This window comes from Halomonas sp. 3A7M (assembly GCF_014897875.1).
Taxonomy (GTDB): domain Bacteria; phylum Pseudomonadota; class Gammaproteobacteria; order Pseudomonadales; family Halomonadaceae; genus Vreelandella.
On record NZ_JABUZD010000162.1, the window covers coordinates 226,822 to 239,477 of the forward strand.

Sequence of the window (12,656 nt, forward strand, 5' to 3'; positions counted from 1 at the left end):
GGAGCCAGTGGAGCCGGTTGAGTTGGAGAGTGAGTTACCAGAGCTGACTGAGATTACTCCCGAACCCACCCCGCAGCCCGCGCCGAAGCCGTCTCCACGACCAGCGCCGCAACCTGACCCTGCGCCACAGCCAGCAGAAACGGCAGCGCCTTCTCCTGCGCCTTCGACAGCGCAGCGAGAGGCCGCGCCAGTGGCAGAGCCAGCGCCATCGAATGAGCCTGTCAGTGTCGGGCAAGTTGCCCCGACCAGTCGCGTGAATCCTTCTTATCCGCCGCGTGCTCAGCGGCGGGGCATGGAAGGCTTTGTTGAGGTGGAGTTTGTTATTCGCCGAGATGGTAGCGTCGATAACGGCACGATTCGCGTGACGCGGGCGCAGCCGAGGCGAGTGTTTGAAGATGCAGCCCGCGAAGCGATCGCGCGCTGGCAGTTCGAACCCGGTCAGCAGCTTCGTCGCGCCACGCAGCGCATTGAGTTCCGGTTGAGATAGCCCGTTGAGCTAGTCCGTTGGAACAGCTCGTTGGAATAGTTCGTTGAAATGGTTTGTTGGAATGGTTCGTTGAGTCAGTCCATTGAAAATGCCAGTCGAGGAAAGAGTATGCAGCGTTGGGTGGGAATCGTCGTATTAAGCGCGCTAAGCGTCATGGCGCACGCGAACGAACCGCTGCCGGGTGACATTGTTCGCGATCTTAATGGGTTACAAAGCCAATTAGCTGAGCAGCCCAGCGGCGAGGCTGATAGCGATGTGCTCAACCGTATTACGCGACATGCGCGATCTCAGGCGGCGCGCCTCGCTGGCGGCAATCGTGCGGACCAGTGGGCAAGTGCGCTCTATCATCAGCTCGCTGCGAGTGCGTTGGTGCGTCAAGGTGATCACGTTGCGGCAGCTGATGAGTTAGCCAGCGCACGGCAGCGCCCTAGCGTGCCTAGCAGCCAAATTTTGCGCTGGCTGCGTGATGAGGCGTCGCTGCGTCGCGCAGGTAACCAGCGTACTGAAGCCATCACGCTATATGAGCAGTGGCTAACCCAATCCCAGGGCAGTCCTCACTACGATGAATCAGCATGGCGACTGATTCGCTTATTGGCGGAAGTGGAGCGCTGGGATGACGCCGCTGAATGGCTGTTCCCGCTATTGCAAAAAGGTGGATTGACTGACGCGCAGCAGGCACTAACCACGGTGGTGTTACGCAATGCGGGACAAAACGAGCAAGCTCTCGGTTGGCTAGTGGGTGATTTGAATGCGCAGAGCGAGCCTGATGCTTGGCGTCAGGCGGCAGGGCTTGCTCAGCAAGCAGGCCAGGCTGGTGTGGCGGCTGGTGTGTGGGAGATGGCATGGCAGCTGGGGAAGTTCACCACGACTGAAGATCGCTTAACGTTGATTCGTCTGCATTTAGCGGGTGGTACGCCAGCTAGGGCTGGTGAGCACTTAGAAGCGGCTATTCAAGAAGGTGTGTTGGCGCGTGATGAAGAAACGTTACGGCTGCTGGCGAGGGCGTGGCAGCAGGCTAGGCATGTTGATAAGGCGTTAAGCGCTTGGAAAGCACTTGCTGAAAACACTCAGCAAGCGGAAGACTGGCGGCAGTACGGGCAGCTGGCTTACCGCTGGGGGCAAGATGGTCAGGCTGAGGAAGCGCTTATCAAGGCGGCGAATCTTGGTGATGATCAGGCAGAGCAGTGGTTGGCGAATTTTGAGGAGTGAAGTGAAAAGCCCACAGTAGACGCCCCTCGAATAACGTAAGGGGCGTACGTGTGCTTAGCTTGTTTGTGCTTAGTCTGTCTGGGAAAGCGTCAGCGCAAAATCACTCCAGGTAGGAGCGTGATCGGAAGGTCGCTCCATGCCGCGCAGTTCATAATCAATGCCTGCACCGGTGACGCATTCGGCAAGCGGTTTAGTCACCAGAATGTAGTCAATGCGCAGGCCGCGTTTTGGCTCGCGGTCAAAACCTTTTGAGCGATAGTCAAACCAGCTGAACCACTCACTGTTATCTGGGTGGCACAGCCGATAGCTGTCGCTAAGGCCCCACGCTTTTATACCTTCAAGCCATTCTCGCTCGATAGGCTGAAAGCTGGCTTTGCCCTCGCGCAACCAGCGTTTGCGGCTCGGTTCACCAATGCCAATATCCTGATCTTCCGGCGATATGTTGAAATCCCCCATGATCGCCAGTTGCTCTTCAGGATGGTGCTGGTTTTGTAGCAGGCTTGCCAACTGCCGATAGAAGCGCGCTTTATGTGGGAATTTAGTTGGGTGTTCAACGTTTTCACCCTGGGGGAAGTAGCCATTCCAAACAGTGACCGGTTCACCATTATCGGCTAGTAACCGTACGCCAATCATCCGGCGTTGGGCGTCTTCCTCATCATCAGGGAAGCCATAAAATACCGCTTGGGGTTTTTGCCGACACATTAAGGCAACCCCGTAGTGGCCTTTTTGACCGTAATAAAAAACGTGATAGCCCATGGCTTCAACGTCAGCCAGGGGAAACTCGCTGTCTTGTACTTTGGTTTCCTGTAGGCCAATGACGTCTGGCTGCTGCGTATCAATCAGCGCTTGAAGCTGATGAAGCCGTGCCCGAATGCCATTGATATTAAACGAGACCAAACGCATTACGAACGATCTCCTGAAGGGTTGTCTCCTTCTTTATCAGGATGGATGGCAATATTCTGTCCGTCTTGCTGGCGTGCCAATTTACGCACGGCTTGAAGCTTGCGTTGTTGCTGCTTCTTAGCCACAAAGCGGCGTGAAGGAGCCACTTGGTCAGGGTTGTCATGGCGCCATTTTTTGTAATCTTTGCGGCGACCAGTGCGGATAGTTACCTTATCCGCTAGCGAACGAGTTTTTTTCTTACGCGTCATGTCGCGCTCCTTGGGTTAATTTATGCCTCATTCTAACAGGCAAGCGCACTCCTTCGACAGCAGGACGCGCTCTTATCGCCAACCCCTGGTACAATGCGCACTTCGTGATGCCTAACATCCACAGCAATGGACAGATACACAGCCTATGAGCGAGTCGGAACAGACCACAGCATCGGCCCAGAACCGCAAGCCTAAACGCCGCCGTCGGAAGCCGCGTCGTCGTCAATCGAACTGGGATCTTCGTCAGTTTCAGGTGCCCGCCGTTGCCGGCAAGTGGCGCTTCCATGACTTTGATTTGCCGCTGCCTTTAATGCGTGCCATTCATGCCCAAGGGTTTGAATACTGCACGCCTATTCAGTCAGAGGCACTGCGTCACACGTTGCTGGGTGGCGATATTGTCGGCAAGGCGCAGACAGGCACCGGAAAAACCGCCGCCTTTTTGATCTCGGTAATGGCTTATTTTCTGGAAGAGCCGACCCCTGATGGCCAAAAACAAGGCGCACCCCGTGCGTTGATTATTGCGCCTACCCGGGAGCTGGCACTGCAAATTGAAAAAGATGCTAAAGCGCTTGCTCGCTTCACGCAGCTCAATGTGGCCAGTGTTGTCGGCGGCATGGACTATCAAAAGCAGCGCGACAGCTTGGGTAAGAAGATCGATATTCTGGTGGCAACACCCGGTCGCTTACTGGATTTCCACCAGAAGCGCGATATCGACCTTTCCGAAGTTGAAGTGTTGGTATTGGATGAAGCGGATCGCATGCTTTCCATGGGCTTTATTCCCGATGTGAAGCGCATCATTCGCTATACGCCTAAAAAAGAGGAGCGCCAGACGTTTCTGTTCTCGGCAACCTTTACCGACGATATCTTGAACCTAGCGAGTCAATGGACGCTCGATCCTGCTCATGTAGAGATTGAAGTCACCGTTGAGAACCAGGCAGATATCGATCAGCGCGTTTATCTAGTCTCTGATGACGATAAGCAGCGACTGTTGGTGAATCTGCTGACGCAAGAGAGCTTCGAGCGCGTGATGGTGTTTGGTAACCGTCGTGATCTCGTGCGCAAGCTAGATGATTTGCTGAAAAAAGCAGGCGTCAGTGTCGCTATGCTATCTGGCGATGTGCCGCAAAATCAGCGCATCAAAACCTTGGAAAGCTTCCGTGAAGGAGAAATCCAAGTGCTGGTGGCAACTGATGTCGCAGGGCGTGGTATTCATATTGAAGATGTCAGCCACGTGATTAACTACACGTTGCCTGAAGATCCGGAAGATTATGTTCATCGCATTGGACGTACCGGTCGTGCGGGTGCCAAAGGCGTCTCGATTAGTTTTGTTGGCGAAGAAGATGCGTTCTCGCTACCAGAAATTGAGCGCTACATTAACGGTAAGTTGCCCTGCGAACATCCGCCGGAAGGCATGCTGTAACGCGCATGCTCGATAATGCGCTGAAAAGCGATATTCAAGACGCCTATCGTCGCGTGGTGGAGAAGCTTGAGCTGACACCACGCTACGGCCAGCGTCTGATGATCGCAGAAATCGCTCGTACGCTAGGTGGCATTGAGCAGGATAGTGAAGGCAAGCGCACAAACGATAATCATGTATGTGTGCTGGAAGCGGGTACCGGAACCGGTAAAACGCTTGCCTATCTGATTGCCGCATTGCCGATTGCTAAGGCGCAGGGAAAGCGATTGATTGTTTCCACCGCGACGGTGGCACTGCAAGAGCAGGTGCTTAATCAGGACTTGCCTTCGCTTGCCAGTCATAGCGGTATTGCCTTTCGTTACGCCTTGGCAAAAGGGCGCGGCAGGTACGTATGTGTTGCGCGCCTTGATCAGGCGTTAGAAGGCTCTGAGCCAAACCCAACACTGTCGCTGTTTGAGCAGTTACTTCAATCCCACAGTAGTGACTTTTCCCTATTAGCCACGGATCTGGCCGAAGCTTACGGAAAAGGTGAATGGGCAGGTGATCGCGATACGTGGTCGGCGTCGATCGACGACGGTCATTGGCGACAGCTTACGGTGGATCATCGTCAGTGCACCGGGCGTCGTTGTGGTCATTTCGGTGCCTGTGCCTTTTTCCGTTCCCGGCGTGATCTGGAAGATGCCGATATAATCGTGGCCAACCATGACTTGGTTCTTGCTGACCTAGCGCTGGGTGGTGGGGCGATTCTACCCGATCCCGCTGACTGCATTTTTGTCTTTGATGAAGGCCACCACCTGCCGGATAAGGCGCTTTCCCACTTTGCCCATCGCTTTGCGGTGCATGGCTGCCTGCGGTGGTTAAAAACACTGAAAAGCAGCCTAACCGATCTGCATCAAGGGTTAGCAGTTCAGCCGACGATTGCGCGTTTGCTCGCTGGGCTACCTGAGCTGCTGCATAGCTTAGAGCCCGCTTTAGGCGATGTATTTAGCATGGGGCACCAGCTGGCTGGGCGGGAAAACGGCTTGTCGGATGAAGAAGCTAATCATCAACTTCGTTTTGAAAAAGGTCAGGTACCAGAAGCGCTTCGCGAACAAGCTCAGCAACTACTGGTTATGTTCGCCACGCTGTCACGCAGTCTGGAGAGCATTAGCGATATTCTGCGCGAAAGCCTCGACCCTGAGAAGCAAACAGGGTTGGATAGGGATCAAGCCGACACGTGGTTGCCGCTGATTGCACTGCTGCATGGGCGTTCGCTTGATGCCCATTCACTATGGCAAGCGTTCAGTGAGCAGGATGCTGCCAATGCGCCGCCCAGTGCTCGTTGGATCACGCTTAGTCGTGTGGCGGGAGAGCCGGAAATTGAGTTTTCGGCAAGCCCCGTATCCGCAGCGCATACCCTCGCGAAACATTTGTGGGGGCGCTGCCATGGCGCGGTAGTAACATCAGCAACACTAACCGCGCTGGGGCGTTTTGAGCGAATTCAAGAGCGTGCTGGGCTAGCAAACCGCTACCGCTATCAGGCGTTGCCGAGCCCCTTTGATTACGCCAAGGCCATTCTGCGCGTGCCGAAGGAGGCGACCGATCCCAGTGATCGTGATGCCCATGAAAGCGCCATTGTTAATTTCGTGACCCAACTGGGAGACGACGAAGCGGCACTGGTGCTGTTTTCTTCCCGGGCGCAATTGCGAGCAGTGGAAAAAGCCTTGCCTGCGGCGGCTAAGGGGCGCGTGTTAGCGCAGGATGCGTTACCCAAGCATGAATTGCTTGAGCGTCATCGCGCGGCTGTCGACGATGGCAATGGGAGCATCATTTTTGGCTTGGCTAGTTTTGCTGAAGGTATCGACTTGCCTGGCGACTACCTCACCCATGTGGTGATTACCCGACTGCCATTTGCAGTGCCAGATGATCCTGTGGGGGCTACGCTTGCCGAATGGATTGAAAGCCAGGGCGGTAACCCGTTTATGCGGATTAGCGTTCCAGATGCGTCAATCAAGCTAGTGCAGGCCTGTGGGCGATTGATCCGTAAGGAGAGCGACCGCGGTGTTATCACGCTGTTGGACCGCCGGGTGATTACGCGTCGATATGGCCAGGCGTTGCTAGATGCACTGCCGCCGTTCAAACGAGAGATCATGCCGTAATAAAAGGTAGTATTAAAAGGCAGCAATAAAAACGCCCCGCTAAGGCGAATTACCTTGCGGGGCGCTTATGGTTGCTAGCCGTTTTTTACTGTGCGATGCGCTGGGCGAGCACTGGCGCAAGCTTGTCGTTCATGCGGGTAAAGGTCTCAACCGTTGTGTCCCAATCAATGCAGGCGTCGGTGATGGAAACGCCATAGGTTAGCTGGCTAAGGTCGGCAGGAACTTTCTGGTTGCCCCAGCCAATATTTGACTCGACCATCAGGCCAATAATGGACCTGTTGCCTTCTAGGATTTGGTTGGTGACGTTTTCGAGCACCAGCGGCTGTAGGCCAGCATCTTTATTAGAGTTAGCGTGAGAGCAGTCGATCATAATGTTGGCTGAAAGATCAGCTTTCTTAAGCTCTTTTTCTGCCAGAGCAACGCTGACGCTATCGTAATTTGGCTTGCCATTACCGCCGCGCAACACGACGTGGCCGTAAGCGTTACCCCGTGTACGGATAATGGCAACTTGGCCTGCGTTGTTGATACCCAGGAAGTTATGCGGGCTGGCAACAGACTGCAGGGCATTAATAGCGACGTCGAGGCTGCCGTCGGTGCCGTTTTTGAAGCCGACGGGGCAGGAGAGCCCTGATGCCATTTCACGATGGGTTTGCGATTCTGTGGTGCGTGCGCCGATTGCAGACCAGCTAATGCAGTCTTGCATATACTGGGGGGAGATCGGGTCTAACGCTTCCGTTGCGAGCGGCAGGCCAAGCTCAGCCAGATCGACAAGTAGCTTGCGCGCGATATGGAGGCCTTCATCAATTTCGAAAGAGTCGTTAAGATGAGGGTCGTTTATCAGCCCTTTCCAACCTACTGTGGTACGGGGTTTTTCGAAATAGACGCGCATGACAATGAACAGGCTGTCGCTCACTTGGTCTGCCAATTTACGCAGGCGGCGAGCATAGTCCAGTGCGGCATCGACATCATGGATGGAGCATGGACCTACAACGACGAGAAGCCGGTGATCTTTACCATCGAGGATGTTTTGGATGGTATGGCGACCCTCAATAACAGAGCGTTCCGCAGCTTCTGTAAGCGGAATAGTCTGTTTAAGGGCTTCGGGGGTGGTGAGAACATCCTGTGCGAGGACGTTAAGGTTATTAACCTGCTGATCTGACATCGTGCTACCTGTGCATGCGCTATGGACTTAAAAGTGGCTCTACTATGGCGTGTCAGGCAGGTAAAAATCAATTGTTACGGAACTTGATCTTGTCGAAAAGTGTCACGGTCAAGATTTTGTGGGGGCTGTGAAGAAAGTTGAGAGGAATGAGGGGGAGTGTGTGTAAGCGCTTGATGCCTCGCTAAGAACGCGCAACACTAAGCACCACTGAATACTTTTTTACACTGAATGTGGTAGGCGAATCATTCATTATTATCTGTCATCATTAAGATTAACCAATGCCCAAGGGACACTATGCTGCTTGCTGTGAAGGCCCACATGAAAGGGCGAAGAGAAATAGCGCTCGGCGTGCGTCGCACGAGCGGGAGGGGGGTGTGAATGGGCACTCGTGAAACAGACCAGCAGTTGGTTGAACGTGCCCAAAAAGGTGATACACGCGCTTTCGATCTATTGGTCAAAAAATACCAGCACAAAATTATTGGGCTGATCGGTCGTTATGTTCACGATCACTCCGAAGTACAAGACGTGGCGCAAGAAGCCTTTATCAAAGCGTATCGAGCACTGGGGAAATTTCGCTCGGAAAGTGCGTTTTACACATGGATGTACCGTATCGCGATCAACACTGCCAAAAACCATTTAGTGTCTCGGGGGCGTAGACCGCCCGGCAGTGATCTAGATATTGTCGATGCTGAAATGGTTGACCAGAGCGGACGGTTGGCTGACGCTGAGTCGCCAGAGGCATCGATTGCTCGGGATCAGTTGGAGGCAGCCGTTTACGAAGCCATCGAAAATCTGCCAGATGATTTACGCACGGCGATCACGCTGCGTGAACTGGATGGTCTTGCGTATGAGGATATTGCCCAAGTGATGCAGTGCCCCGTAGGAACTGTGCGTTCGCGTATTTTTCGCGCCCGTGAGGCGGTTGATGAGCATATACGCCCATTAGTGACAACGGCCCGGAACAGTCGTGATGAGTAAGGGGCAGATGGTGGTAGGTTTAGGGCGCTAAATTCACATTTGATTACGTTTTTAGATTTTTTGTGAACTGTCTGGAAAGTGAAGCGTCATAGAACCTGACGATCTTAGTTGGGTCGAGTAAGCGCCAAGTGAACGTTCAATGTTCAGTAGTCAAACAGTTTAATCTGCTGATAATTAAGCGTTTAGGAATTGGCGATTTGAAACAAGGTCTTGGCCTGTGGAGTGGCTGTGGTGGTAAACACTGGGTAGCAGTGTCACCGCAGCGCTTCTAACAACACAGTGTGAGGGTGTGAAGTATGAGTCATAACACACGGGAGTCGCTTTCAGCATTGATGGATAGCGAAAGTGACGAGCTTGAATTGCGCCGAGTGTTGAAGTCATTGCCTGACGATTCTGATGCGGCGGAGACATGGCGGCGCTACCATTTGGCGCGCAGCATGATGCAGCGTGAAAGAAATGTCGATGTGAGCATCGATCTTTCTGCTGGCATTATGGATCGATTGCGCGATGAACCTGCTCCAGCCCTTGAAGACGACACCGTGGTTATTCCCACTCGTTCTGGTGGACTTTCCTTTGCCCGTGGTGCCGGGGTAGCGGCTGCCGTTTCACTGATGGTTATTACCGGGGTGCAGTTCTTTAACAACGGCAACACAACGTCTGGTAGCGCGCAGAATGCAGGCGATAGCATTGCTGCCCAGTCCGGCAGTGGTGTGCAGGTTCAGCCTGTTAATCTCGCGGCTTCTAAACCCGCTTCCATGACGCCATCAGAAATGCCGATGTTTGAACAAACGCCGTTTCGTGTGAATGGCCAATCTGGACAAGGCGGCTTTATGAATGTCAGCGACGCTGGGTTCTCAACACCTCATGCGCCCCAAGGGGACATGGCCCAGCAGACACTGGCTATTGATGCTGACCAGATTCGCCTGCTTAAGACGTACCTTGAGCAGCACGCGCAAGGTGCTGCCGGTGGAAGTGGTGATAGCTGGATGCCATTAATGCGCTCTTCTTCAGTAACGGAGCCTTTAGGACAACGTTAATATTAGGTGCGTTGGCCAACTTTTTTAACCAAGTGAGGGCCCGCGTGGCTGGAAACGTGATAGGTAAATATCTATACGGGAGAGGTAAGTTGGTAGTTGGCCTGTGTGTATTGAGCGCCAGTTTACTGCCTCTCCATTTGAAAGCTGATAGCTACCCATCGCTTTCCTGCGCAGATGCTCCCAGCCAAGCCCCTTACACTACTGCTCATGAGTGGCTAGTGGCCAGTGTCTATGCTGGGCACTGCTTTGAGTTTCAAGCGCGTGCGGTTTCTATTGATGCGATAGGGGTGAGAACACTGGCGCTCTCCCACCGTGTTCGAGATGGCGTTCGCCAACAAGTTGTGCAGCACCTGGATGGCCCGTCCGTTAGCGTTGAACGCCGTTCCATCGCTGGGCATTTAGCTTGGTTTCCAGCTGGCGAGTCTGACTCAGTATCTGCACCAGAAGCATGGGCAGAGCATGTTGCCGAGTACTATGACATAACGCTTCAGGATAAAACACGCGTAGCTGAGCGTGATGCTGTAGAGCTTCGCTTTTCGCCTATCGATAGCCAGCGATATCAACATACTTGGTGGATCGATCGAGCGACAGGACTGTTGCTTAAGCATGTGCTTAGCGATGCTCAAGGCCGTGTCCTTGAAACCTTCCAGGTTACCCAGCTTCACTCTCCTACCGCCTATAGTGGTGAAGTGCCCAGCCCCAGCGATGAGCAGATGCTTGACCAGCCTTGGCAAGTAACTTGGCTGCCTGAAGGATTTGTCGAGCAGCCCTTGGAGCCAGGGCAGCAAAGCGGCCAGCGTGTGTATAGCGACGGGTTAGCGGCTGTGAGCGTGTTTGTATCGCCCGCCAGTCAGCCAGCGTTGGAGGAAGGTCTTCATCGAGTCGGTGTATCTAACGCTGCTGTGTCGTTGATTGATGTCGGAGATCAGAGCTGGCAATTAGTGGGCATCGGCGAGCTGCCCGTTGAATTGTTGCAGCGCATTGTTCAGTCAGTGCAATTTGAATAACCAGGTACATCGTTGTGAACACTACAGATTGCAATGCTATCGTACGCTCAGGCACCGTCATTGCTCACTCTAGAGCAGGATTAGTGGTCGATGTGTCGAGCAGTGTCGCTTGTCAGCAGTGTGCTGAAGGGCGTGGGTGTGGCGCAGGGTTGTTAGCTCGCCGTCAACCACGCACCGTCATTGATCCGGGCGGTTTGCCCTCGCAATATTCAAGCCTTTATCCAATAGGTAGCTCAGTTTCGTTCACCGTTACTAAGAGTGATGTAAATATTCTGGCGCTGCTCGTTTATGCATTACCACTCCTATTTGCCATCATCATTTCTGGTACGGCGTCAGGAATGGGGGCGAGTAATGGGGTTTGTGCGATGCTATTTTTTAGTACCTTAATTGGCGCTGTCGTCATCCTGAAATATCTACTACGCGGACGAGTGGAACGCTTCCGCCCGCGTCTGGTCAGTTAATACTCCTGTAACTCGCTGAGAGTTGCACTCCCTTGTGTTTAGTACGTAGTTAGTACTTTTGCTTGATTAGGAGCTGTTGCATGAAGCGCTTGGTTTTTCCTTCCGCACTTTGGTTGTGCTTTATTGTGCTTTTGGTCGTTGGGCAAAATGCCCACGCGCAGAACTTGCCAGACTTTACCAAATTGGTAGAAGACGCTGCCCCTGGTGTGGTCAATATCTCTACTAGCAGGACGATTCAGCGTAGCTCTGGGCCTTCTATTCAAGGGTTCGGTGGCCAGGATATCCCTGAAATATTCCGCCACTTTTTTGGCGATAGTTTTCCTACGCCTCCCCCTGGTCGAGGGCCGAACCGCAGTGAAGAGCGCCAGTCACTTGGTTCTGGTTTCGTCATTAGTGCAGATGGTTACGTGCTGACGAACGCCCACGTGGTTCAAGATGCTGATGAAATTCTTGTGCGATTAAACGACCGTCGAGAACTAACCGCAGAGCTAGTGGGTAGCGATACGCAAACAGATGTTGCGCTACTGAAGGTGGATGCCAACAATTTACCAGTGCTTGATCTGGGCGACTCCGATGAATTAAAAGTCGGTGAGTGGGTGGCTGCCATAGGCTCACCCTTTGGTTTTGACCACTCTGTATCTGCTGGCATTGTAAGTGCTATTAACCGCACGCTGCCCCGTGATGTTTATGTACCTTTTATCCAAACCGACGTTGCTATTAATCCAGGTAATTCCGGTGGCCCCTTATTTAATCTTGAAGGGGAAGTCGTCGGTATTAACTCACAAATACTGACGCGTAGCGGTGGCTTCATGGGGCTCTCTTTTGCTATTCCCATTAACGTAGCCATGGATGTGGCCGATCAGCTACGTGAAGACGGACATGTGAATCGTGGATGGTTGGGCGTAATGATTCAGCCTGTGTCTCGTGATCTTGCTGAGTCGTTTGGCATGGAGGAAGCCATTGGCGCGCTGATTGCTGACCTAGATCCGGATGGGCCTGCGGCGCAAGGTGGTCTTCAAGCAGGGGACGTCATTATTGCAGTGAACGGTGAAGAGGTTGATCGTTCCAGCACGTTACCGCGTCTGATTGGTCGCGTTGCTCCTGGCAGTGATGTGGATTTAACGCTGATGCGCGATGGCGAAGAGGTAACCGAAACGCTTGAACTGGGTAGTTGGCCTGATTTAGAAGCTGGTCATAGCGATAGTTCGAGCAGCAATAATCAGGTTCGTCTGGGTGTGGCTGTGGTAGAAGTTGATGAGGCAACCCGTGAGCGCCTAAATATTGGTGGTGGCGTGGAAGTGCGTCAGGTCGAACCCGACAGTGTTGGCTCGCAAGCGGGGCTGCGTGTGGGCGATATATTAGTCAGTATTGACCATCGCAGCGTTGCTTCGGCAGATGAGCTGTTGAGAATTGTTGAAGAACTGCCAGATGATCGCGCAATTCCATTGCGCTTGTATCGAGATGGACGCTCGCTATTTGTGGCTTTACGTCTAGAGTAATCCACTGATTGTCTCTCCAGTCCGGCGGTTCTCGCCGGACTGCTGTTCCTATCCCCCGCATATCGCTACAATAGCGCTTATCTTTTTGACGAACATTGGCAAAGTAGTCG

The 12,656-nt window shown here is 53.3% G+C and carries 12 protein-coding genes; 9 read left to right on the forward strand and 3 right to left on the reverse strand.

Annotated elements, in window-relative coordinates; all coding sequences use genetic code 11:
• Both INT19_RS19540 and INT19_RS14965 read left to right on the forward strand, forming a co-directional pair.
• The coding region (locus INT19_RS19540) for a TonB family protein (protein ID WP_226924666.1) at positions 1–487 on the forward strand (487 nt) is incomplete at its 5' end.
• Positions 488–556: 69 nt separating this feature from the next.
• On the forward strand, positions 557–1,696 hold the full coding sequence (locus tag INT19_RS14965) for a hypothetical protein (protein ID WP_319022019.1): 1,140 nt from the start codon (positions 557–559) through the stop codon (positions 1,694–1,696).
• 69 nt (positions 1,697–1,765) lie between these two features.
• On the opposite strand, the gene xthA is transcribed toward INT19_RS14965, so the two are convergent.
• Together xthA and INT19_RS14975 are read right to left on the reverse strand one after the other, a co-directional pair.
• Positions 1,766–2,599, reverse strand: a complete 834-nt coding sequence (gene xthA / locus INT19_RS14970) for an exodeoxyribonuclease III (RefSeq protein WP_193061343.1) — start codon at positions 2,597–2,599, stop codon at positions 1,766–1,768.
• Positions 2,599–2,847, reverse strand: coding sequence for a hypothetical protein (locus INT19_RS14975; protein ID WP_038485210.1), 249 nt, complete (start codon positions 2,845–2,847; stop codon positions 2,599–2,601). The genes xthA and INT19_RS14975 overlap by 1 nt, the downstream gene beginning before the upstream one ends.
• A 145-nt stretch (positions 2,848–2,992) precedes the next feature.
• Here INT19_RS14975 and rhlB point away from each other — a divergent pair, with 145 nt between their 5' ends.
• Entirely contained in the window at positions 2,993–4,267 is a 1,275-nt protein-coding gene (gene rhlB, locus INT19_RS14980; RefSeq protein ID WP_089037774.1) for an ATP-dependent RNA helicase RhlB, read from the forward strand.
• Between the two features lie 5 nt (positions 4,268–4,272).
• Positions 4,273–6,402 (forward strand): ATP-dependent DNA helicase DinG, encoded by a 2,130-nt coding sequence (gene dinG, locus INT19_RS14985; RefSeq protein ID WP_193061344.1) that lies wholly within the window; start codon positions 4,273–4,275, stop codon positions 6,400–6,402.
• Positions 6,403–6,487: 85 nt separating this feature from the next.
• On the opposite strand, the gene INT19_RS14990 is transcribed toward dinG, so the two are convergent.
• On the reverse strand, positions 6,488–7,564 hold the full coding sequence (locus tag INT19_RS14990) for a 3-deoxy-7-phosphoheptulonate synthase (protein ID WP_193061345.1): 1,077 nt from the start codon (positions 7,562–7,564) through the stop codon (positions 6,488–6,490).
• 378 nt (positions 7,565–7,942) lie between these two features.
• Between INT19_RS14990 and rpoE the strand changes: the two genes are divergently transcribed.
• From rpoE to INT19_RS15015, 5 genes are all read left to right on the forward strand, one after another.
• On the forward strand, positions 7,943–8,542 hold the full coding sequence (rpoE, locus tag INT19_RS14995) for an RNA polymerase sigma factor RpoE (RefSeq protein ID WP_038485199.1): 600 nt from the start codon (positions 7,943–7,945) through the stop codon (positions 8,540–8,542).
• Between the two features lie 296 nt (positions 8,543–8,838).
• Positions 8,839–9,579: a sigma-E factor negative regulatory protein gene (locus INT19_RS15000; RefSeq protein ID WP_193061346.1), complete on the forward strand. Its 741-nt coding sequence runs from the start codon at positions 8,839–8,841 to the stop codon at positions 9,577–9,579.
• 89 nt (positions 9,580–9,668) lie between these two features.
• Positions 9,669–10,586, forward strand: a complete 918-nt coding sequence (locus INT19_RS15005) for a MucB/RseB C-terminal domain-containing protein (RefSeq protein ID WP_226916728.1) — start codon at positions 9,669–9,671, stop codon at positions 10,584–10,586.
• Positions 10,587–10,600: 14 nt separating this feature from the next.
• The gene (locus tag INT19_RS15010) at positions 10,601–11,047 is read left to right on the forward strand and encodes a SoxR reducing system RseC family protein (protein WP_193061348.1); all 447 of its coding nucleotides are present in this window, start codon (positions 10,601–10,603) and stop codon (positions 11,045–11,047) included.
• 80 nt (positions 11,048–11,127) lie between these two features.
• Positions 11,128–12,546 (forward strand): DegQ family serine endoprotease, encoded by a 1,419-nt coding sequence (locus INT19_RS15015; RefSeq protein WP_193061349.1) that lies wholly within the window; start codon positions 11,128–11,130, stop codon positions 12,544–12,546.
• The last annotated feature ends 110 nt before the right edge of the window (positions 12,547–12,656 follow it).

Coding starts and splice junctions, on each gene's coding strand:
- xthA (WP_193061343.1), bottom strand. CDS start 2,599: ATGCGTTTGGTCTCGTTTAATATCAATGGCATTCGGGCACGGCTTCAT.
- INT19_RS14975 (WP_038485210.1), bottom strand. CDS start 2,847: ATGACGCGTAAGAAAAAAACTCGTTCGCTAGCGGATAAGGTAACTATC.
- rhlB (WP_089037774.1), top strand. CDS start 2,993: ATGAGCGAGTCGGAACAGACCACAGCATCGGCCCAGAACCGCAAGCCT.
- dinG (WP_193061344.1), top strand. CDS start 4,273: ATGCTCGATAATGCGCTGAAAAGCGATATTCAAGACGCCTATCGTCGC.
- INT19_RS14990 (WP_193061345.1), bottom strand. CDS start 7,564: ATGTCAGATCAGCAGGTTAATAACCTTAACGTCCTCGCACAGGATGTT.
- rpoE (WP_038485199.1), top strand. CDS start 7,943: ATGGGCACTCGTGAAACAGACCAGCAGTTGGTTGAACGTGCCCAAAAA.
- INT19_RS15000 (WP_193061346.1), top strand. CDS start 8,839: ATGAGTCATAACACACGGGAGTCGCTTTCAGCATTGATGGATAGCGAA.
- INT19_RS15015 (WP_193061349.1), top strand. CDS start 11,128: ATGAAGCGCTTGGTTTTTCCTTCCGCACTTTGGTTGTGCTTTATTGTG.